Consider the following 21163-nt stretch of genomic DNA (forward strand, 5'->3'; position numbering starts at 1 on the left):
AATGTTCAGTTTGTTTGATTAAGAAAGAACTGTTCGAGAAAATCACGTTTGCTTCGTTCGTTCCAGTACCAGAGAGTCATAGCTGTTTTTTGCCAGTTTACGGTTGGCTCAACCATGCGGAGTACCCGGCGTAACTGGATTATGTCGTTTGGAAAGTTGCTTCGGACAACTTGGAACAGCCTCTTTTCACTAACCACTGTACGGCCGCCCTTACGGATATCGGCCAGTGCAGCGCCCAGCGTGACCGGTCTGTCCGTATGCTCCTTGATACAGGGGAGGCAATAAATAAGCCTCTGATAGGCTTGCTTTTCCCATTCCGTTTTCCCCCTTCCACTGTACAATCGATAAAAAGCGGGGATTGCCAAGAGGTTTTCAGGGTGGCTGACGCGGCGTAGTTCGGCCTTCGGTCCGGATGTCAATCTCTGCCATGCCTGATACAACTCCATGAAGTCATGCGTTTGTCTCATCGTCACTCCTTCCATCATGTTGTGGTTTGAGTGCCTTCAGGTTCTTGTTCAGAATTTTCCTCGAAATGGCCATTGTCCGTACCAATTCGGGATCATTTAGATACGGATGTACCGATTCATTGAAAAGATTTGTGGTGATTCGATTCAACTTCTCACCCATTGCCAATAATTCCGATGAAGGATTTTCGAAATCAATGCAGCTTAAAGTGTGGAGCACCGCATCTTCACTGCGCCTGAAGAATTTCCCCTTAGCTATCTCGTGCAAATTGATTTTAATACCTTTGGCCCCCGTGAACTTCTTAGTCTTCTTGAGTCCTTTGATAAAAACGCCCAGTGCATTGAATAGTGAATTACCGTATCCCTTGGCGAGTTCAACGAGATCGTGAATGATGTTTGTATGATTACTCCATCCGTCATTGAGAAAAATCAGTTCGTGACGGCGCTCCTGGATGTCAGCAAGTTTACTTGGATTTCGATAACCTCCTATGTTCAATCGGAGTCCACGTACGAGACCTTGAGCTTGTCTAATAACTGCTGCCGGTTGTTGCCCTTCAGTCTTATCATCTGTCTGGAGTTGGACAACAAAACGGCTCAATTGAGTCCAAGCAGGAGCCAGTGTTGTAAAAGATATGAATCTTTCTTCAGGCACATTATTTTTGAATGTTGTTGTCCGCACACCATGAGGATGGGGCCAAAGACCTTGAATTGTGTATCTAAATTGGACCCTTTTAAATCCTCTAAAAACTTTCTGTCCGGAAAAGCCACAGCAACTACAAGAGTGTGGTCCATTCAGGGGAAGCAATTCGATGTGGGCGGGCTGCCAAAATAGTCCCCTTAATAGGCCAATGGTCTGTGCCGGAATGATTGATAATGCCTTGATAGGATCGACCCAAGTCGGCTTCTGTTTTTGTGTTTCCCGATGCCACGGTAAATCGGCAATCACTTTTTCTTTACTCAGGACATTGAACCAAACCGTTTGTCGAAGATCTTCTCCCTGCACCAAAGTTGTTACTGGAGAACCGCTAAATCCTCCTTTCCCATCCTTTCCTGGCCACCGTCCATCACGAAGATTTGACTTAAAACCGCCACCAAAGCTGGGTGCGCAAGAGGCTTGATTGAATAAGGCGATTGCAGCACACCCACCACAAAGGTGTGAACCAAGTCCGGGTTCGTTTACGAAGCAACTGTTGGTTGCTCCACTCAACCCCGCCATCAGCTTACCCATTGGGATGATTTCCTTGGCATCGGCTTCTCTTACCTGCATAAATGGATGTTCGGGGTGGTCAAGTTGAAACCAGTCATCATAGGGTGCGCATCCTTCATCGAATGTGCCCGTCTCCAAGGGTGATACAATTCGTTGTTTTAATTCCTGGATATCCTTCGGCAGGAAGAAGACCTGCGCTATGCAGATGAGCAACTGCAAGGCCGCCATCTCCATGTCATCACGCGGGAGAGAGAGTTCCCATCTGTCATCTTCGCACAATAGCTGTCGCAGAGTGATCTTTACCGGGTTCCCAGCAGGTAAAGGCCGTACGGGTATCCACTGATCCGTAAGAAGATTCATCTTTCCATCTCCAATCCGGTATCCCTATGATACCTGAAAACAATATTGTTCCATTCGCTCACGAAATTCCCCCCTTTCTCCGTCATTGCAAGCCAGCAACCTTTGTCATCAACCTCCCTGCATGCATTCTTGAGCCATCCTCTCCAACCATGGGGCACGCTTACACTATTGAGGGCAAGTTCTTCTGCTTGCCGGTAATCATCCAAGTCGTCGATCAACTCGCCATCAAGCAGTCGCTTGCCGTCCGGCGATTCCAAATACGGGATTACCGTCAGGTTCATCTCCCCGTCACGAGTGACGGCGGCCACGACTTCATCCGTATCGCCAAAAGGGTTCGCTGCGGAATGAATCATCACACGAGCCTTGCTTCTGGAAACGAAAAGGTCATTTGCAAACTGCTCGTATGCTTTTGTGATCTCATTCGGTTCTTTCTCCCATGCTGTCTCCTGATAAACCGGTTCAATCCAATTGCGATAAGCGCTAGGGAACATGACCTTTTCGTCAGTTGTGTTGATGAGTAATTGTTCGGTTCTCCAAAGGACGCGCGTGTTCGAGTAAACCTTCCCGGTTAGTCCATAATCACTATCTCGTGGCAACAGAACTGTGCAGACAGGCTTTTCAAAGTTTGGCGGACGCTTGCTATGTTCATGCCGATGTAGCCGGCCCATCCGCTGAAAAAGGAGGTCAACCGGGCAGAGTTGGGTCACGATCCAGTCAAAATCAAGGTCGAGCGACTGTTCGACAACCTGCGTGGCCACTAGGATCCGGCCTTGATCCCGGTTGCCTTTGGGGCCAAATTGTTGAATGATATTGTTCTCTTTTGTCTGTCTATCCTTGAAACGGTAACGAGCATGAAAGAGATCTACGGGCGCCGACGAAAAATTTTTAAGTCTACGAGCTACACCTTGAGCAGTAGCAACGAGATTACATATTATCGCTACCTGTGCGCCTTCATCGGCAGCCATGACTGCGCGTTGTAGTATGCTGTCATCTGGCTCCATTTTATCAGTCCGGAGACATTCAGCTTTGACTTCCTGCGACTTGGGTTGATCTTGTTGCGTGAGTGATAACTGCCCCGATTCATTCTCGCCAACCCAGGTGATTAGAGGATAAGGTGCCTGTCCTGTCATGTTTCTACTGCCGGTCTGCCATGTTGCGCAAAGTTGTCTTTTCTGGTTTGCCGGCAGGGTTGCCGACATCAGGATGACTGATGCTCCGGCTGCGTGCTGTTGGCGTAAAACCTCTTCGAGCAGACCGTACATGTACGCATCATAGGCATGAACCTCGTCTACGATGAGTATGCTTCGTCCGATTCCAAAACTACGCACGAAACGATGTTTGACCGGCAAGACGGAGATCAGCACTTGGTCAATTGTGCAAATTCCGATCTGACCGAGGAAAACCCGCTTTCGGCTTTCCGCGAGCCACTGTCCACATTGCACCCATCCGTCCGGCTCCCCGTCAGCATAGATCCCCTTGCGTTTCAGACCCGCAAATTTGTCATTGAATCTTGCTGAACCGTGCGCAAGCAGCAAGTTTGGCGAGTTATTGAATAGTTTCGTTGCGACTGTCTCCAATCGCCCCAACATGGCGTTTGCCGTTGCCTGGGTCGGCAGAGCGAAAATGATCGAATCGACTAAGTCAGCGGCCAATAGTCGCCATGCATAGGCGAGGGCTGCTTCCGTTTTTCCTGAACCGGTGGGGGCCTCAATAATCGTCAATGCAGAGTGCAGAGGCAGATCATTAACCATGGTCTGGAGAGGATGGGGTGAGGTGCAGACCGGCAACAATTGTTGTATGCCGCCGTAATCTTTTGGGGAACCGTTAATTCCTGAGAAAGAAAAAATTCGGGGTGCATCATCCGAAAGCTTTCTTTCAAAATATGAGGAAAGCGGCTCCTTTTGATTCTGAAAGGTAAAGTTCACCTCATCGCAACGGGATGCAAGCCAATCGGCCACAGAACAGAGTCCCGCGAGAAGGGGTGATGGAGGCGGCGGGCTGTCATTCAAAGAAAGGCCTACTGGTTGCAAAAAGAATTGGCAAAGTGTTTCCAGCCACGAGATGCGTACCGTGCGATCTAACTCTGCAGGCCCCTGGTCAGATAGTGAAGACAGAGCAGTTTCTCGAATATAAGAAACGTCCTTCACATGGCCGTGATGCCCGGTTGTCGCCTCAATCCAGGGTTTCCACTGCAACCAATGAGCCGGGTCATCTTCGTCAACGAACATGGAATTGCTCTGGCTGCATCCGAAACATCGGAAGAAGTCTTGCTTGAACCATGACAGTCCGTTTTCGCCATGCATGTACTCCCTGCATTCATATTCAGAGGGTAGGCGGCGACTTTCATCGGAGAGAGGGTAAAGTGCTTTCCATGCAGGTTTGACTTTTAGTTGGAAACGAATGTCGTACTTTCCGTAATCGTGGAGGGCTGTAAACATCAAGAGCCATGCACGTATCTGCGTCTCGGTCACAGCGGAATATTGACAAAAGCTCCTTCGAATCGTTGCACTGGCATCCCACCACGTGGCAATGACCGCCGCCACATCCAGGCAGTGATAAGGCAAAAGATGGTAGCTCGCTCCTTCCCTATCCGCTTTTCCCCAATACCGGTAATAGGCGGGCTGTATGCTCATCTCCCCTCCATCTTCATCCAGATTTGAGCTACCATGCGGGCATCGGCCAAGGCGCGATGGTTCTGGCCGCAATTTTCAGCCTGGCCGCACAGGTGGCGATGGACGGTTTCCAGGCGGTGGTTCGGAAGATGTGGGCAGCGGCGGCGGCTCATTTCCAAGGTGCAAACGTGGGGATGTGTGAGGTTCATTCGGAGACGCTGGAATTCGTAACGAAGAAAACGGAGGTCAAACGGTGCATTGTGGGCGACGAGCAGGCTGTCACGAATAAAGTCCTGGAAGCGCGGGATGATTTCTTCCGGCGCGGGCTGGCCGTGAAGCATGTTCTGTGTAATGCCGTGAACCTTTGCTGCACTTTTGGAAATCGGTACCCCTGGATTAACAAGGCTGTGAAATTCGGAGACGGTTGATCCATGGCGGGAAACGGCTATCGCTCCGATCTCGATGATCCGGTGTCCATGGGTGGGAGAAAGCCCCGTGGTCTCCACGTCGAAGAAGACTATGGATTTGCTGTACGGATGCTTTGGCATGAATCCACCGTTGGCAGAGGACGTCGGCAATCTGTTTCTTGGATTCCTTTTTGATCGATGATTTGTTTTTCGATGCTTTCCGGGGAACGTCGTCGAAGGTGAGGAAGGGAAGCTGCTCACGAGTTCAATTCGGCGTCCGGCCGGTTCCGTCGTGCTATCAACATCCGGGTTGATGCTATAGCGCATCGTTCCATCTGGTTCCAGAGATTATTGCTATTCAATAATAGTATTCACATGGTGTGCATGTTTGGTCAGAACGATGCTGTGGTATCATGGTGAAGAAAACAAGGCTCAAACGACGAGGGAGTGTCGCATTTCTTTGGAGTGAAAAAAGAAAAGAAGGAAAATCAGGATAGGGAGCAGTTCTACCGACTGCTTCTCACCTCCCCAGCCGCCCCATCCACCCGTCGATGTAGGCGGCGACTTCCTGCCAGCCCGGTTCGGCGATGATGAAATGGTCGCGGCCGGGGAATTCGCGGTACATGGAGACGGCCCCGTACTTCTGGTGGATCTTCTTGACGATGGAGGGGGGCAGGAGGCGGTCCTCCCCGGCGGCGACGGTCAGGACGGGGCAGGTCACCTTCGATTCGTCCACCTCCGTCGCCTTGCTGCGGTCGAGGAACCAGAAGCTGATCTCCAGGGCCGCCTTCGGGGACTCGTAGGTCAGTTTTTCGAACACCCGCTTTCGCTGATCTTCCGGCATGCGGTGGAAGGAGGAGTACACGGCCCCCTCGAAGGTCGGGCGGATCGGCTCTTTCCAGGAACCCCAGCGCCCCATGTTCATCCAGGCGCTCTTGAAGCCGGTCCAGGACAGGGGGTTGACGCCCCGGGGAAAGGCCGGCGCCACGAGGACCGCCGCCTTCGCCAGGCCCCGGCTGGCCAGGATCTGGGCGATGAGGCCGCCCATGGAGTGGCCGATGATGACCGGTTTCGTTGGGAGGGCCCGGATCTCCTTCTCCACGTCCGCCGCATAATCCAGGATGCCCGTTTCCGTGAGGCGGGGATCCGGCGGGGAACTAAGGGGGATGTTGTGATACCGGAGGGTCGGGGTGACGACTTTGTAGCCCCGGGCCTCGAAGTAGCTCCGGAAGGAATCCCAGCACCAGGGACCGACGAACATGCCGTGGATCATGACGAGGATCGGTTTCTCCCCCTGGGGAGGGGGCACGGCGTCCGCGGCCGGCGCCGGGGCTGCCAAGGCCAGCAGGGCGATCAGGATTGCAAGGGCATGGTTCACAGCGCGTTTCATGTCTTCCTCCCGGTGAGGTCCCGTGGGATTCCATGTCCCGCGGTTCAGGGAATATGAAGGATCAGCCGGCGGTCCAGGCGTACATCAGGATCGCTGCCGCTTGCGGCAGGCTGAGCGATTCGGCGTCGCCTTTCCCGGGGATCGTCCAACGCTCGTCCGCCAGGGCCAGGAGATCCTCCGGCAGGCCGTGGCTCTCGCTTCCCAGGAGGATCGCCGAAGCACCGCCCGCGTGCGGGGGCATGCCGCCCGCGGCGACGGCCGCCGCCACCGGCCCGTGCTTCTTCAGGACCGGGATCGCCTCCCGGAGATCCACGTCTTCCAGGATATTCAGGTGGAAAAGGCTCCCCATGGAGGCCCGCACCGCCTTCGGGTTCGTCGGGCTGACCGTTCCCGGGTCGAGCAGGATCGTCCCGATCCCGAACCAGTGGGCCGTCCGGATGAGGGCGCCCAGGTTGTTCGGATTGTTCACCTCGTGGAGGCAGAGGACGGGTCCGGTCTTCCGCGACAGGACCACCGCCGGCTCCTCCCGCTCGGCAACTGGTACGACGGCGATGATCCCCTCGGGCTGGACGTCCTGGCTCAGTCCCTTCCAGTCTTCCTCCCTCACCGCATAGACGGGGGCTCTTTCAGCCAGGGAGTCCATCAGGGACGGCCAGGATTCCCCGCGATCTCTCCGGACGAGGACCGCCGAGACGGACCGGGCGCTTCGTTCGAGCTCCCGGACCACCTTCACCCCCTCCGCCAGGAACAGGCCTTCCCGCCGTCGGTATTTCTCCAGGCGGAGCTTCCGCCAGGACTGGATCTCGGATCGGGAGGGGGCGGGGTAGGGATCGATCAAGACAGGATCCTCCGTTCAGGCCGGCGGGTGCCCGCCGTCCAGGGATACGCCGGTGTCTCCCTCCTCGATCGGCTTGGGCCACAGGACGGAGGCCAGGATGGACAGGGCCAGGACGCCGACGATCACTCCGAGGGAGACGAAGACGGGGATCATCACCAGGTGGGACAGGAGCATCTTGACGCCCACGAAGGACAGGATGACCACCAGGCCCCAGTGGAGGTAGTGGAAAATCCGCATCAGGCCGGAGAGGGCGAAGAAGAGGGACCGGAGCCCCAGGATGGCGAAGACGTTGGACGTGTAGACGATGAAGGGGTCCGTCGTGATGGCCAGGACCGCCGGGATGGAGTCGACGGCGAAGAGGATGTCCGTCGTCTCCAGGGCCAGGACGACGGCGAACAGCGGTGTGGCATGGCGGATGCCGTCTTTGACCAGGAAAAAGCGGCCTCCGTCGAAGGAGTGGTCCACCGGCATGATCCTGCGGAGCCCCTTCAGGACGGGGTTCTTCTCCGGGTGGACCTCCCGGTCCGTGCTCACGGCCATCTTGGCCGCCGTGAAGATCAGGAACAGGCCGAAGACATAGATGATCCACTCGAACCGCTCGATGAGGGCGACGCCGGCGAAGATGAAGACGGCCCGGATGACGAGGGCGCCGAGAATCCCCCAGAACAGGGCCTTGTGCTCGTACTGGGGGGGCACCTGGAAATAGCCGAAGATCATCAGGAAGACGAAGAGGTTGTCGACGCTCAGCGAATACTCGATCAGGTAGCCCGCCAGGAACTCCAGGGCCTTGTGGTGCCCCTCGAACCAGTAGACGCCGCCGCAGAACAGCATGGCCAGGGCGACCCAGAAGCCGGTCCACAGGAGGGCCTCCCTGACATGGACCACGTGGGCCTTCCGGTTGAAGACCCCCAGGTCCAGGGCCAGGAAGACGAGAATGAGAATGGCGAAAACGGTCCAGCCGACGATGGTGACGGTCATTTCCTCCTACCTTGGTCTTGATTCCGGAAAACCGGCACGAACTGCATGCCCTGCGAACTGGGAGAGGTTGTGGATGATGCCCTTCTCCCGGCGGAAGCCGAGGCCGCAGGGCTCCCAGGAGAAGAAGACCCCCGCCTGGTAGAGGCGGCCTTCGCTGTCGGTCGGGAGGTCCGCGAACTCCTGGTAAATGGAGCGGTACGATACATAATCCCCGTCCCTTCTGTCCAGTTCATTTCCCGATTGGTCGAGGATGCGCACGTTGTCCCCCTCCCGGCTGAAGGTCTTTTTCTCCACGCAGGTGGTTCCGCGGAGCGGCTCGAAGGATGTTTCCAGGAGGAGCGGATGGCCCGGGAAGAGGTCCCAGAGGACCTTCAAAATGCCCTTCGACTGGAAGAGGAGCGAATAGGGCGGATTCAGAAGGACGACCCTGTCCCGCCGGAGAAGGTCCGTCAGGAGCTCCGCCAGCTCCGGCTCCTCCATGCCGATGTACTCGTAGGGCAGGAGCTTGTACCAGAAATCAAAACGGTCGCCCGCGGGATTGGAGATCCCCTCCTCGTCGAAGCACACGTCATGGGCGTACTCGAAGCCGGTTATGAATCCTGCCTCGTAGGCCATTTCCTCCAGGAGGCGGGTCGTATTCTCGTCCTCTACGCCCAGGTCGAGGCAGGAGAAAAGGATGCACGGGATGGGGGCATCGGCGCCGGCGAAGGCCGGATGGAGGCTGCGCATCCGGATGAAGGACTCCTGCAGGGTTTCGTAGAGGCGGTTGAACTGCAACTCTTCTTCCAGGCCGTTGTGGCGGAGGACCATCCACTGGATAAGGGCCGTCTCGAAGATCATCGAGGGCGTGTCGGCGTTGAATTCGATGAGCTTGATGGGCTTCCCGTCCAACCCGCCGGCCAGGTCGAAGCGCCCCAGGAGGTGGAAGTGGCGGTCGTCCTCCCAACTGAGCCGGATCATCTCCACCAGGTTGTCCGGGATGTCCAGGAGGTCGAACAGCCCGTGATCGATGACGTGCTGGGCTGCCTGAACATAGAGGCCGTAGAGCTCTTCCGCCGCCCGGTAGAATGCCTCCCCCTCCTCTTCCGTCACCTGGACCAGTTCGTTCGCCACATAGTCCAGATCGCCGGAGGAGTCGTACCAGTAAAACCCGACCTGTTCGAAAATGGAGGGGGGGATGGGGTTCACCCTGAGGATTTGCACGGCTTTCAGCCCGAGAAGCTTCGGAAACTGCTGGTCATCCGGGAGAAGAACCCGCTCTTCCGGGCGCCCGGCGAGGTCGATGTGTATTGGCGGTTTCCGTAGCTGTATCCGTAGTAGCGGCTTCCATACCAGTAGCTTCTCGTGGGATTGCCTGCCCGCTGCTCCTCTTCCTTGAGGCGCTCTTCCAGGGGGAGGCGGCTGGCCAGGCTCTGCCGGTAGACGGCCTCGTTGCCGTAGACGAAGGGATTCGGGGCTGTGTTCTTGCCCATCATGTAACCCAGGAGACCCGCCGACAGGACGGTCCCCAGGCCCAGCATGCTCCGCTCCTGGCCCGCTCCGTCCATGAGGCTGCGGACCTTGTCCTCCGGGAGGGTCTCGCTGGTTCCGTCCCGCCTCTTTACGACAACTCCCGTCGTGCTGCTGGGGTATTCGTTCACGATCTTGTAATCCCCCGGCGCCGTTTCCTCGATCTGGGTCATGACGCCGGCTTTCCGCTCCTGCATGACGTTCCCGTCCCCGCCGCCGGTCGTCGTGACCGGCGCCTCGTCACATCCCGTGAGCAAGGTGTGGGCCAGGAAAAAGACGCCCCCGGCGATCATTCGGCTTTTTCGTCCCGGTTGTTTCATGGCTCCCTCCGGTTTTCGATCAAACGATCATGCGGCTGATGACGACGGCGAGGGCGATGACGAGCCCCTGCACCAGGAGGGCCGCGGCGCTGTTTCCCGCCTGGATCTGGTCTCCCAGTTTCGTCTTCGGGAGAAAGATCCAGTCGGAGATCTTCTCGAAAATCAGGAGAAACAGCATTCCCGAAGCAGCGCTGATGAGGAACCAGCCCAGGCTCTCGGCCCAGCCGACAAAATCGCCGGCGATGCTGGACCGCAGGATGATGCTGTAGGCCACGAGCAGTCCCGCCACGGTGATCCCGGCGCTGAGGTTGCCCTCCTGCAGGCAGGCCGCCGTACGGAAACGGTAGATCCGCTGGTGCAGGAAGACCGCCAGATACAGGAAGATCTGGGCCAGGGCGAAGAAGGCCACGGCCGAAAGCAGGCTCCCGGTTTCGCCGGCGAAGGCACCGTTCAGCAGGATGCCCGTGGCGATGAAGCTGCCGGCCTCCACGATCCCCGTCGGCACATTTCCCGCCTTGATCAGGTCATTGTTGCGTACACCCGGGACGAGGATGCGGTCGTTCAGGAGGTGGGCGGCGAAAAAGAGAACCGTCGTGATGGCCCCGTCGGTTAGAAAAACCACGAGGTCCGCCCTCCGGAGCCCCCCCTGGAAAACCCCCGCCAGGGCGGTGCAGATCCCCACGTAAAGCCCGAACCGGCGCAGCGCAACGGCGGTGTTTCCCTCCTTTTCCACGGCGAGGTCGTCGTCGAACTTCGTGAGGACGTCGGCGATCCGCTTCGAAATGTAGAGGAATGCCAGGATGAGCGCCACGTACACCACAATCATGCCGTATCGTTCCATCGTTCACTCCTTGTCGTCAGGTCATTCCGCCGGTATCGGCGCAATCCGGGTTCGCGGATTGTTCAAAGTTTCCGGAGCAGCCCCTGGGCGGCGATGTGGATCGGGTCCCAGGCGCCGCCGAAGGGCGGAGAGTAGGCCAGGTCAAGGTACGCCACGTCCTCCAGGGACATCCTCGCCCAGAGAGCCGCCGACAGGGTGTTGACACGGCTCACCGCTCCCGCCTCGCCGACCGCCTGGACTCCCAGGAGCTTTCCCGTACCCCGGTCCGCTGTGAGCTTCAGGCCCACTCTCCTTGCCGTGGGCATGGATCGGGCCGCACTGTTTCCCCAGAGGATGGTGCTGACGGGATGGAAGCCCGCGGCGGTCGCCTCCCGCTCGCTCAATCCCGCGGCGGCGGCTTCCAGGCCGAAGACCTTGAAGGACTGGGCTCCCACGATGCCGGGAAAGGTCATGGGGTCTCCGCCGATGTTGCTGCCGGCCACGCGGCCCTGCTTGTTGGCGATGTCGCCGAGGGGAATGTTGACCCAGCGGCCGCTCACCCGGTGGTAGGACTCGCAGCAGTCTCCCGCTGCGTAGACGTTTTCCGCACAGGTGCGCTGGGCGAAGTTGACGGCGATGGCCCCCGACGGTCCGAGGGTGATGCCTGACTCCCGGGCCAGGTCGACGTCCGGTCGGACCCCCAGGGCAAGGAGGATGATGTCCGCTTCCAGGGGGCCGGCGCTTGTGTTGAGGCGGTTTCGGCATTCCGATCCGGGTTCGATGGACGTGACAAGCGTGTTCGGCAGGAAGGCCACGCCATGGCGCTCCATTTCCTCCAGGATCGGACGCGACAGCTCGGGATCCCAGCGGGCCGCCGGCAGGGCGCCGCGGTGGACCATGGTCGTTTCGATGCCCGCCTCGCGGAAGGCCTCAGACATCTCCAGGCCGATGAAGCCGGCGCCGATGATGACGGCCCTCCGGCAGGGGGTGTCCTGAAGAAGCTGCTTGATGCGGATGGCGTCGCTCAGGCCCTTGAGGACAAAGACGCCCTCGCGGTCCTCTCCGGGTATCCCCGGCGTGAAGGCCCTGGTTCCGGTGCCGAAGACGAGGAAATCGAAAGGCAGCTTTTTCCCGTCTTCCGTGAGCACCGCCTGCTCCTTGATGTCCACGGTTCCCACCCGGGTTTCCGTGAAGACTTCAATTCCCGTCTCCCGGAACTGCTCCGGGGTCCGGGCCACCAGCTTCCGATTGTCCTTGATTACATCGCCGATGTAATAGGGCATCGGTCAGGCGGCGGTGGATGTGTGGGGCGTCCGCTCGATCATCGTAACGGTCAATCCCGGGTCCTTCCGCCGGGCCTCCGCTGCCGCAGAGGCGCCTCCGGCGCCGGCGCCGATCACGATCAGGTTCTTGCTCATGCCGGATCCTCCTTTGCGATTATCGATTCCGCTCCGCGGCGGTTTTACGCATCATGAAGACCGCCAGTCCCGCCCCGATCATCAGCAGGCAGAGGAGCTGGCCCATGCTGAGGGAAAACAAGAGAAGCCCGAGCTGGGCATCGGGTTCCCTGAAGAACTCGATGACAAACCGGATAAGGCCGTAGCCGATCAGATACATGGAGAGCAGGAACCCGTCAAAGGGACTTTTCCGGCGGATCGCCCAGAGGATTGCAAAGAGGACGACGCCTTCGAAAAGGGCCTCGTAGAGTTGGGAGGGGTGGCGAAGCAGGCCCGTGGGGTCGAGTGGAAAGTACATCCCCCAGGGCATCGTCGTGGCGCGCCCCCAGAGTTCGCCGTTCAGGAAATTCCCGAGCCGGCCGAAGGTGTAGCCCAGTGGAACGGTTGGGCAGATCAGGTCCGCCATGTTCCAGAAGGCGATGCCGTTGCGCCGGCAGAACCAGACGGCCGCCAGGACCACTCCCACGAGCCCGCCGTGGAACGACATGCCGCTGATGCCGACGAAGCGCATACCGCCGCCGCTGAATTCGAACGGCAGAAGGATCTCCAGGGGATGTCCGAGGTAGTAATCCAGGTTGTAAAACAGAACGTACCCGAGGCGGCCGCCCAGGATCAGGCCGAAAATGATCCAGATGAAGAGATCCTGGATCGTCTCAGGCGTGTAGGGGAACTTTTCCTGGCGGATCCGGCGGACCACCAGGAAGTAGGTGAGTCCGAAGGCCGCCAGGTACATCAGGCTGTACCAGCGAAGCTGGAAGGATCCGAACTGGAAGAGGAAGGGGCTGATGTGGCTGGGGAGGCTCGCCCAGCCGGTCGGATTGTCCATGAAGTCTGCTTTCTCCCGCCCTGAATTCCTGCGATGCAGCGGGGATCGAAGAAGTGGAGGTTCCTGCCGGGCGGCCCTTCCGACAACCCGGCCGGCCCCGTTCGCGGTGTACACCGGCAGTCTCTTACCACAGCGGGCGGCCGATGCGCAACGGAAGTCCGTGAAACCGGGGTGTATTGACAGGGGGTGGCGCCTTCTGTATCGTTGCTGCGGTCCGGACGGGCCGCGGTCGTGTCAGTTGATGCGCGTTTCACCCGGAGCGTCCCTTCCCGAGACGGCACTGCAAACGGAGGCGTTATGAATTGGGGCGTCCTGATTTTCCCGAACGTGGAGGAGCTGGATTTCGCGGGTCCCTGGGAAATCCTCGGCATGTGGAGCAAGTTCGCCGGGGGGCCGGATACCCGGCTGATCATTGCCGAGACATCCGGGCCGGTCGCCTGCGCCAAGGGCCTGATCGTCCTTCCGCATGTTACTTTCGCGGATTGCCCGCCGCTGGATTATCTTCTGGTCCCCGGGGGCGAGGGGACGCGCCGGGAGGTCGACAATCCGGCCCTGATCGATTTCATCGCCGGGCAGGCGAAATCGTGCCGGGCCGTGCTTTCGGTCTGCACCGGCTCCTTCCTGCTGCACCGCGCCGGGCTCCTGAACGGACGGAAGGCGACGACCCACTGGGGTTCCCTGAATCGGCTCCGTGAACTTGGAGACGTGAACGTCGAGGAAGACCGGTTCACCCGCGACGGGCCCGTCTGGACGGCCGCCGGCGTGTCCGCCGGGATCGACATGATGCTCGCCTTCATCGCCGAGACGGCGGGGGAACAGGCCGCGGGCATCGCCCAGTTTTCCGCTGAGTATTACCCCGCCACCCGATCTTACGGCGGATTCGAAAAGAGCAGCAATGCCCCGGCATATCTGAAGAGGGGGGGCTGAGAAGCCCGGGCGGGGTCGTCTGCGAAACCGTTTTTGGGGGAGTGCATGAAGAATTGGATTTTTCTCGCGATCGCAATCGTCAGCGAGGTGATAGCCACCTCGGCGCTCAAGAGCAGTGCAGGTTTCACGAGGCTCCTGCCTTCGCTTCTCGTCGTTGCGGGCTACGGCGCAGCTTTCTATCTCCTGTCCCTGACGCTCCGCACCATTCCGGTGGGGGTTGCGTACGCCGTCTGGTCGGGAGTCGGCATGGCGCTCATTTCCGTGGTAGCCTGGATTTTCCTGGACCAGAAACTCGATGCGCCGGCGATCATGGGAATCGTCCTGATTGCGGCGGGGGTTGTTGTGATGAATGTTTTCTCAAGGACACTCGTACATTAGACGGCAGAAAAGGAGAAAGGGGACAGATATTTATAAGTCCCCCCGCCACTTGTTCTTGCCGATCGGAGGCTCGCGGACCTGATGGAAAATCGTTTCCGGGATTACAATCTGGCCCTCTTCTCCGGGGGGCGGCGGGTCTTCTCGTCGCAGGGGAAGGGGCTCCGGCCGCTGGTGGAGTGCCTGGACGCCTGCCGGGACTTCCGGGACTGCGTGCTCCACGACAAGATCATGGGCCTGGCGGCGGCGAGGCTTGCGGCGGACTCGGGGATCGTGCGGGAAATCGCGGCGCGGACGGCCTCGGAGCCGGCGGCGCGGTTCCTTGGTGCAAGAGGCATTCCCCTGGAAGCGGAGGGAACCGTTCCCGCCATCCTGACGCAGGACGGTGGCGCCGTCTGTCCGGGGGAGCGGATCGCCCTGGCCGTGGAAGATCCGGGTCGGTTTGAGAAGGAAATCCGGGCGATGATCGCCTCCGGTGCGGCAGGGCAACCCACCGGTCAGTAAGCCGTGCCCTTGAGGTCCTCCACGTAGAGCTGGGCCGAGTAAGCCGCAACGGCTCCATCACCGCAGGCGGTGATGACCTGCCGCAGGGGGGTGACCGTGCAGTCCCCGCAGGCGAAAATGCCCGGTGCCGAAGTCCGCATCGCCCGATCCACCCGGACGGCCCCGTCGGGTTCGCAATCGGCAAGGTCCCGGACAAGGTCCGTATTGGGGATCAGCCCCACGAACAGGAACACGCCCTCCGTCGGGACTTCCCTTTCCTCCCCCGTCTTGACGTCCCGGAGACGCACGGCCTCCACCGTCTCTTTCCCGAGGATTTCCTGCACGACGGAGTTCCACGCGAAGGCGATCTTTTCGTTGGCGAAGGCCCTGTCCTGGAGAATCCCCACGGCGCGAAGGCGGTCCCGCCGGTGGACCACGGTCACCTTTCCGGCGAAGTGGGTCAGGAACAGGGCTTCCTGGATGGCCGTGTTGCCGCCCCCGACGACGACGACCTCGCGGTTCCGGTAAAAGGGCCCGTCGCAGGTGGCGCAGAAGGAGACCCCCCGGCCGATGAACGCTTCCTCACCCGGGACGCCGAGCCTCCTCCAGGAGGCCCCTGTAGCCAGGACTACCGACAGGGCGTCGATCGTTTTCCCGCCCGCGCTGATCCGCCAGACCGGAAGGTCTCCCCGGCGGCCGGCTTCCAGGGACGTCGTGTCCTCGGACAGGATTTCCAGGCCGAACTGCGCCGCCTGCTTCTTCAGGCGCTCCACCAGGTCGAATCCGTTGATGCCCTCCGGAAACCCCGGATAGTTCTCGATCATGTCGGTGATGGTGATCTGGGAGACGGTGGAGGCCCCCTGGACCAGGATCGTCCGGAGGTTGGCCCGGGCGGCGTAGATGCCTGCCGTCAGGCCCGCCGGACCTCCGCCGATGATGGCCACGTCCCAGGGTTGGTCCGGATGCGCCGCTTCTGCCATGGAAAGCCTCCTGTCCGCCGGTTGCGGAATCGTTTTACACCCTTTAGACAATCGGGGCGGACCTGTCAACGGACGGCCTTTTTTGCCTTGGCAAGCAGGAGTGGGTATGCTATGAAACGGCGAATAAATCAGAATATTTATGGAACTTAACCCGTTCCGTTTCCAAGGAGAAATCCCTTATGTCCGGCCATTCCAAATGGAGCACCATCAAGCGGAAAAAAGGCGCCATCGACGCGAAGCGCGGCAAGATCTTCACGAAACTCGCCAAGGAAATCAGCCTGGCCGCCAGGCTGGGCGGCGGCGATCCCGAAGCGAACGCGCGTCTCCGTCAGGCGGTCATCGCCGCCCGGGATGAAAACATGCCCAAGGACAACATCGAGCGGGCCATCAAGAAGGGAGCGGGTGAGCTGGGTTCGGTGAGTTACGAGGAAGTCACCTATGAAGGATACGGTCCCGGCGGCGTGGCGCTGATGGTGGAAATCATGACGGACAACAAGAACCGGACGGTGGCCGAGATCCGCCACATCCTCTCCAAGCACGGGGGGAACCTGGGGGAAAACGGCTGCGTATCCTGGATCTTCTCGAAACACGGCAGCATTCTCATCGACAAGAAGCAGATCGGCGAGGACGAACTCATGGAGCTTGCCCTGGAGGCCGGGGCGGAGGACGTCCGGGAGGAGGAGAACGAATTCGAGGTCCTCACCGATCCGCTGTCCTTCGAAGGCGTCCGGAAGGTCTTGCAGGAGAAGGGCCTGAAGTTCCTCGAGGCGAAGGTGACCATGATCCCCCAGAACCTCGTCAAGCTGGACGGGAACAAGGCGGAGCAGATGCTCAAGATGATGGAGAAGCTCGAGGACAACGACGACGTCCAGAACGTCTACGCGAATTTCGACATCGCCGACGACGTGATGGAAAAGTTGAGCTGACCGGCTTTTCGCGCGTCTCCTGCGGCATGCGAGCGGATAACCCCTTTCGAATTCTCGGCATCGACCCCGGCAGCCACGTGACGGGGTACGGCGTGGTGGAAAAGCGGAGGGCTGGCCTCACCTGCATGACCTATGGGGAGATCCGCCCGCCCCGGGGGGCCTCGCTTACCGTTGCCCTGTCCACGGTATACAAAGGGATCGAGGATCTGATCCGCGAGTCCGCCCCGGATGTCATGGCCATCGAGGACATCTTTTTCGGAAAAAACGTCCGGAGCCTGATCCGCCAGGGCCAGTTGAGGGGCGTCGCCATCCTCGCCGGAAACCACGGCGGCCTGCCGGTTTTTGAATACACCCCCCTGGAGATCAAGAAAGCTGTCGTCGGGTACGGACGGGCGGAGAAAACCCAGGTGCAGAGTATGGTCAAGGCAATTCTGCGGCTTCCCGGGGAGGCGCCGGCGGATGCCTCGGATGCCTTGGCGGTGGCCATTTGCCACGCCCATTTCGGAAAGGACAAAACGGTCTGATGATCGCCCGGATTCAGGGCATTCTTCTCGAAAAGTCGCTCAGCTCCGTCACCCTGGACGTCGGTGGCGTGGGGTACCGCGTTTTCGTTCCCCTAACCGCCATCTACGATCTCCCGGAGGCGGGCGAGAATCTGGTCCTGCACATCCATACGCATGTGCGCGAGGACGCCATCCAGCTCTTCGGCTTCCCCGATCCGGCCCAGCGGGGACTCTTCCAGATGATGATCGCCGTCACTGGAATCGGCCCCCGGCTGGCCATGAACATCCTGTCGGGAATCACCCCGGAGGAACTGGCGGCGGCCATTACCCGGGGAGACCTGGCTCGCCTGGTGAGGATTCCCGGCGTGGGCCGCAAAATGGCCGAGCGGATGGTCCTGGAACTGAAGGACCGGATCCTGAAGGCCGGATTAACGCCCGCGGCGGGACCCGGCGAGACGCCACAGGGGGTTGCCGTCATGGAAGAGGATGTTCTCTCGGCGCTCCTGAACCTGGGTTACAAGGAAACGTCGGCAAAGAGCGCGCTGGACAAGGCGGCCCGCGAAATCCCGGCCCCGACGACGCTCGACGGACTGTTGAAGGGTGCTCTCAAGATCCTTTCAGGCAGTTGAAAAGCGGCCGTCTGCAGCGTTGCCCTTGTCCTTCGCCATTCGACGTACTATAAAGTAAGCCTCATGGCTCACGACTTCGGGCGCCTTGCATCCAACCCTTTTTGATCAGCCTGTGAATGCATAAGCGAACGGGCTGAGGTTTGACCGAGAACGGACGGCTGTGGTCCCGCCGAGGACGGAATCCCCGGATCCGGGACCGGAAAGGAAAGTCCGGGTGACAAACAAGCGAAAACAGGAAGCCCCGGAAGAGAGAAACCCGCTGGTCCATCCGGCGGTCATCGAGGAAGATACCGGCCTGGATGTGTCGCTTCGTCCCCGGAGTCTGGACGAATATATCGGCCAGCCGAAGATCAAGGGAAACCTGTCCCTGTTCATCCAGGCGGCCCGGGAGCGCGGCGAGGCCCTGGACCATGTGCTTCTCTACGGCCCCCCCGGCCTCGGCAAGACGACCCTGGCCTATATCGTGGCCCGGGAGATGGGGGTGGACATCAAGGTGACCTCCGGCCCCGTCATCGAGCGGCCCGGGGACCTGGCGGCGATCCTCACGAACCTCCATGACCAGGACGTTCTCTTCATCGACGAGATCCACCGCCTCTCCCACGTCGTCGAGGAAATCCTCTACCCGGCCATGGAGGATTACCACATCGACATCCTCATCGGCCAGGGACCGTCCGCCCGCTCCATGAAGCTGGGCATCCCCCGGTTCACCCTGATCGGCGCCACCACGAAGGCGGGACTCCTGACGTCTCCGCTCCGGGACCGATTCGGCATGAGCTTCCGCTTCGATTTCTACGATCCCGAGGAACTGGCCGTGATCATCCGGCGTTCCGCCGGCATCCTGTCCATCGCCGTCGACGACGAAGGGGCGGTGGAGCTGGCCCGCCGCTGCCGGGGCACGCCCCGGATCGCCAACCGGCTTCTCCGGCGCGTCCGCGATTATGCCCAGGTGAAGGCCCGGGGAAAGGTCGACCGCGAGGTGGTCGTCCGGGCCCTGGAACTCTTCGAGGTGGACGGCCGGGGGTTCGATCACATGGACCGGCGGATCCTCCTGACCCTGATTGAAAAATTCGGCGGCGGGCCCGTGGGAATCGACAGCCTGTCGTCGGCCATCGGGGAGGAGCGAACTACGCTGGAAGACGTTTACGAGCCTTTCCTGGTTCAGGAGGGCTACATTCAGCGGACCGCCCGGGGGCGGCTGGCGACGAAGGCGGCTTACGACCACTTCGGCCTGGCCTGGCCCGGCGCCCGCCAGGGGGAGTTGTTATGAACGTTCTGCTTCACATCTGCTGCGCCCCGTGCGCCATCGTCCCGGTGGGTGAACTCCGGGACGAGGGCCATGAAATCACGGGCATGTTTTTCAACCCCAACATCCATCCTTTCCAGGAACACCAGCGGCGCCTGGAGACGCTCCGGGAGTACGCGGAGATGGCCCCCTTCCCGGTCATCTGGCCCGAGGACTATCCCCTGGAGGAGTACCTTCAGGCCGTCCTGCCCCTGGGGCCCGACCGATGCACTCAGTGTTACCGGCTCCGTCTGGATCGGGCGGCCGAGGCCGCCAAGGCCGGAGGCTTCGACGCCTTCACCACGACCCTTCTCTACAGCCGTTACCAGCGGCACGATCAGATCCGGGAAGTCGCAACGGAGATCAGCCGGCGGCACGACATTCCCTTTCTTTACCGGGATTTCCGGGAGGGATGGCAGGAGGGGCTCCGCCTGTCCCGCCACATGGGTCTCTATCGGCAGCCCTATTGCGGCTGCGTCTTCAGCGAGAAGGAGCGGTTTTATCGTCCGCACCGAACGGTGAAGCAGGCGGCCGAGAAGGAACCGGCCGGCGCCAGGATGCCTCCCGGATGCGGATGACGGCAACGCCGGGCCATGTCCCGGCGTCTAATTTCGAACCGACAGATGTCGTGTGTTCTTTTCGACACACCCGGGAAAGATCCTGGATCGGGCAGGCCGCAAAATCTTGCCGTTAAACGTTCAATATGAGGGGTCATTCCAAGATTCAACCCTGTTTCTCGCTCCGGCCGGGCAACATGGTGTGGATCTTGCTTTTTAAGACTCCATCACATTTACAGCCGTGGGTACTATGCATTTACAAAGAACGCTCAAGAAAGAAATCAACTGTCACAGCACAGGGTTGCACTCGGGACGGAAGGTCTCCATGACGATCCGGCCCGCCGGGGTGGACGAGGGGATTGTGTTCATCCGCAGGGATATCCCCTCAGGATATCGAATCCAGGCGGATTATAACAATGTGGCGGATACGACCCTTGCCACCACCATCGGCACGAACGGCGCCAGCATCTCCACGGTGGAGCATCTCCTCTCGGCCTTCTGGGGCATGGGGATCGACAATGCCATCGTGGAAGTGGACGCCCCTGAAGTTCCCATCATGGACGGCAGCGCCCGGCCCTTCGTCGAGATGCTCAAGGGCGTGGGGACCCTGACCCAGGGCAAACACAAGAAAGTGCTGGTGGTTCGCCGGGAAGTATCGGTTTCGGACGGAACGGGGACGGCCATGTTCCTGCCGGCGCAGGAATTCAAAATTACCTATAAAATCGACTTCAAGCACCCCATCATCGGCCAGCAGTCCTATTCCATGACCTTCACCGACGAGCGTTACGAGCGGGAGATCTGTTCCGCCCGTACGTTCGGCTTTCTCCGGGACGTCGAATACCTGCAGGCCCGGGGACTCGCTCTGGGCGGCTCCCTGGGGAACGCCGTCGTTCTGGACGACGAGCGGGTTCTCAACAAGGAGGGCCTCCGGTTTCCCGATGAGTTCGTGAAGCACAAGATCCTGGATGCCGTCGGCGACCTTGCCCTTCTGGGGATGCCCATCATCGGCCATTTTGTGGCCTACAAGTCCGGGCATAAAATGAATAACCTCCTCCTGAAGGCGCTGATGTCCCAGGAGGAAAACCGGGAGATCATCGACCATCCCGTTGGAGAGGCCGTCCCGGAGCAGTTCCGGGCGCTGCGCATTCCGGAGTTCCGCATCCTCGATGCCGCCCGGGCCTGATCCTCTGGAAAATATTAATCTTCCCGCCTTGTTGTAGCGTCCAAGGTCCACATCTGGAGCTTGCAATTTCCGTGACAGTTCCTTAAGATCCAAGCTTGCCTTCCGGCGGACGGAGTCGGGCGAGTCCCGA

Annotated in this window: 23 protein-coding genes; 9 read left to right on the top strand and 14 right to left on the bottom strand. The window is 59.8% G+C overall.

Features of this window, described 5'->3' with window-relative positions; translation table 11 throughout:
• Positions 1–5: 5 nt before the first annotated feature.
• From casB to HPY65_02805, 13 genes are all read right to left on the bottom strand, one after another.
• On the bottom strand, positions 6–467 hold the full coding sequence (casB, locus tag HPY65_02745) for a type I-E CRISPR-associated protein Cse2/CasB (GenBank protein ID NPU83381.1): 462 nt from the start codon (positions 465–467) through the stop codon (positions 6–8).
• Positions 451–2031, bottom strand: a complete 1581-nt coding sequence (gene casA, locus HPY65_02750; GenBank protein ID NPU83382.1) for a type I-E CRISPR-associated protein Cse1/CasA — start codon at positions 2029–2031, stop codon at positions 451–453. The genes casB and casA overlap by 17 nt, the downstream gene beginning before the upstream one ends.
• Positions 2028–4664: a CRISPR-associated helicase/endonuclease Cas3 gene (gene cas3, locus HPY65_02755; GenBank protein NPU83383.1), complete on the bottom strand. Its 2637-nt coding sequence runs from the start codon at positions 4662–4664 to the stop codon at positions 2028–2030. Before cas3 ends, casA begins: the two co-directional genes overlap by 4 nt.
• Positions 4661–5191 (bottom strand): 3'-5' exonuclease, encoded by a 531-nt coding sequence (locus HPY65_02760; protein ID NPU83384.1) that lies wholly within the window; start codon positions 5189–5191, stop codon positions 4661–4663. Before HPY65_02760 ends, cas3 begins: the two co-directional genes overlap by 4 nt.
• Positions 5192–5570: 379 nt before the next feature.
• Entirely contained in the window at positions 5571–6440 is an 870-nt protein-coding gene (locus HPY65_02765; protein ID NPU83385.1) for an alpha/beta hydrolase, read from the bottom strand.
• Between the two features lie 61 nt (positions 6441–6501).
• Positions 6502–7278 (bottom strand): RNA methyltransferase, encoded by a 777-nt coding sequence (locus HPY65_02770; protein ID NPU83386.1) that lies wholly within the window; start codon positions 7276–7278, stop codon positions 6502–6504.
• 15 nt (positions 7279–7293) lie between these two features.
• Positions 7294–8256 (bottom strand): TerC family protein, encoded by a 963-nt coding sequence (locus HPY65_02775; protein NPU83387.1) that lies wholly within the window; start codon positions 8254–8256, stop codon positions 7294–7296.
• Between the two features lie 6 nt (positions 8257–8262).
• A complete protein-coding gene (locus HPY65_02780; protein NPU83388.1) occupies positions 8263–9459 on the bottom strand; it encodes a glutathionylspermidine synthase family protein in 1197 nt (398 codons plus the stop codon).
• 5 nt (positions 9460–9464) lie between these two features.
• Complete coding sequence (locus HPY65_02785) at positions 9465–10085, bottom strand: hypothetical protein (protein ID NPU83389.1); 621 nt, start codon at positions 10083–10085, stop codon at positions 9465–9467.
• Between the two features lie 19 nt (positions 10086–10104).
• Positions 10105–10926: a DUF350 domain-containing protein gene (locus HPY65_02790; GenBank protein ID NPU83390.1), complete on the bottom strand. Its 822-nt coding sequence runs from the start codon at positions 10924–10926 to the stop codon at positions 10105–10107.
• Positions 10927–10988: 62 nt separating this feature from the next.
• Positions 10989–12188 (bottom strand): FAD-dependent oxidoreductase, encoded by a 1200-nt coding sequence (locus HPY65_02795; GenBank protein NPU83391.1) that lies wholly within the window; start codon positions 12186–12188, stop codon positions 10989–10991.
• Between the two features lie 3 nt (positions 12189–12191).
• Positions 12192–12323, bottom strand: coding sequence for an NAD(P)-binding protein (locus HPY65_02800; protein NPU83392.1), 132 nt, complete (start codon positions 12321–12323; stop codon positions 12192–12194).
• Between the two features lie 19 nt (positions 12324–12342).
• Entirely contained in the window at positions 12343–13188 is an 846-nt protein-coding gene (locus tag HPY65_02805; GenBank protein ID NPU83393.1) for a prolipoprotein diacylglyceryl transferase, read from the bottom strand.
• Between the two features lie 297 nt (positions 13189–13485).
• On the opposite strand from HPY65_02805, the gene HPY65_02810 reads away from it, so the two are divergent.
• The 3 genes from HPY65_02810 to HPY65_02820 all read left to right on the top strand — a co-directional run bounded on the left by HPY65_02810 (position 13486) and on the right by HPY65_02820 (position 14994).
• A complete protein-coding gene (locus tag HPY65_02810) occupies positions 13486–14115 on the top strand; it encodes a DJ-1/PfpI family protein (protein ID NPU83394.1) in 630 nt (209 codons plus the stop codon).
• Between the two features lie 45 nt (positions 14116–14160).
• Complete coding sequence (locus tag HPY65_02815) at positions 14161–14493, top strand: QacE family quaternary ammonium compound efflux SMR transporter (protein ID NPU83395.1); 333 nt, start codon at positions 14161–14163, stop codon at positions 14491–14493.
• A gap of 81 nt (positions 14494–14574) precedes the next feature.
• On the top strand, positions 14575–14994 hold the full coding sequence (locus tag HPY65_02820) for a DUF1893 domain-containing protein (protein NPU83396.1): 420 nt from the start codon (positions 14575–14577) through the stop codon (positions 14992–14994).
• Here the strand turns inward: HPY65_02820 and trxB are convergent.
• The gene (trxB, locus tag HPY65_02825) at positions 14988–15953 is read right to left on the bottom strand and encodes a thioredoxin-disulfide reductase (protein ID NPU83397.1); all 966 of its coding nucleotides are present in this window, start codon (positions 15951–15953) and stop codon (positions 14988–14990) included. The two genes, HPY65_02820 and trxB, sit on opposite strands and share 7 nt — an antisense overlap.
• A 179-nt stretch (positions 15954–16132) precedes the next feature.
• Between trxB and HPY65_02830 the strand changes: the two genes are divergently transcribed.
• From HPY65_02830 to HPY65_02855, 6 genes are all read left to right on the top strand, one after another.
• Entirely contained in the window at positions 16133–16879 is a 747-nt protein-coding gene (locus HPY65_02830; protein NPU83398.1) for a YebC/PmpR family DNA-binding transcriptional regulator, read from the top strand.
• Between the two features lie 26 nt (positions 16880–16905).
• On the top strand, positions 16906–17403 hold the full coding sequence (gene ruvC / locus HPY65_02835) for a crossover junction endodeoxyribonuclease RuvC (protein ID NPU83399.1): 498 nt from the start codon (positions 16906–16908) through the stop codon (positions 17401–17403).
• A complete protein-coding gene (gene ruvA, locus HPY65_02840; protein NPU83400.1) occupies positions 17403–18011 on the top strand; it encodes a Holliday junction branch migration protein RuvA in 609 nt (202 codons plus the stop codon). Before ruvC ends, ruvA begins: the two co-directional genes overlap by 1 nt.
• Before the next feature lie 259 nt (positions 18012–18270).
• On the top strand, positions 18271–19278 hold the full coding sequence (ruvB, locus tag HPY65_02845) for a Holliday junction branch migration DNA helicase RuvB (protein NPU83401.1): 1008 nt from the start codon (positions 18271–18273) through the stop codon (positions 19276–19278).
• Positions 19275–19871 carry an epoxyqueuosine reductase QueH gene (locus HPY65_02850; protein NPU83402.1) on the top strand — a complete coding sequence of 199 codons (597 nt, stop codon included), beginning with the start codon at positions 19275–19277 and terminating at the stop codon, positions 19869–19871. Before ruvB ends, HPY65_02850 begins: the two co-directional genes overlap by 4 nt.
• Positions 19872–20100: 229 nt before the next feature.
• On the top strand, positions 20101–21033 hold the full coding sequence (locus HPY65_02855; GenBank protein NPU83403.1) for a UDP-3-O-acyl-N-acetylglucosamine deacetylase: 933 nt from the start codon (positions 20101–20103) through the stop codon (positions 21031–21033).
• Positions 21034–21163: the final 130 nt, after the last annotated feature.

This window comes from Syntrophaceae bacterium (assembly GCA_013177825.1).
Lineage (GTDB): Bacteria > Desulfobacterota > Syntrophia > Syntrophales > PHBD01 > PHBD01.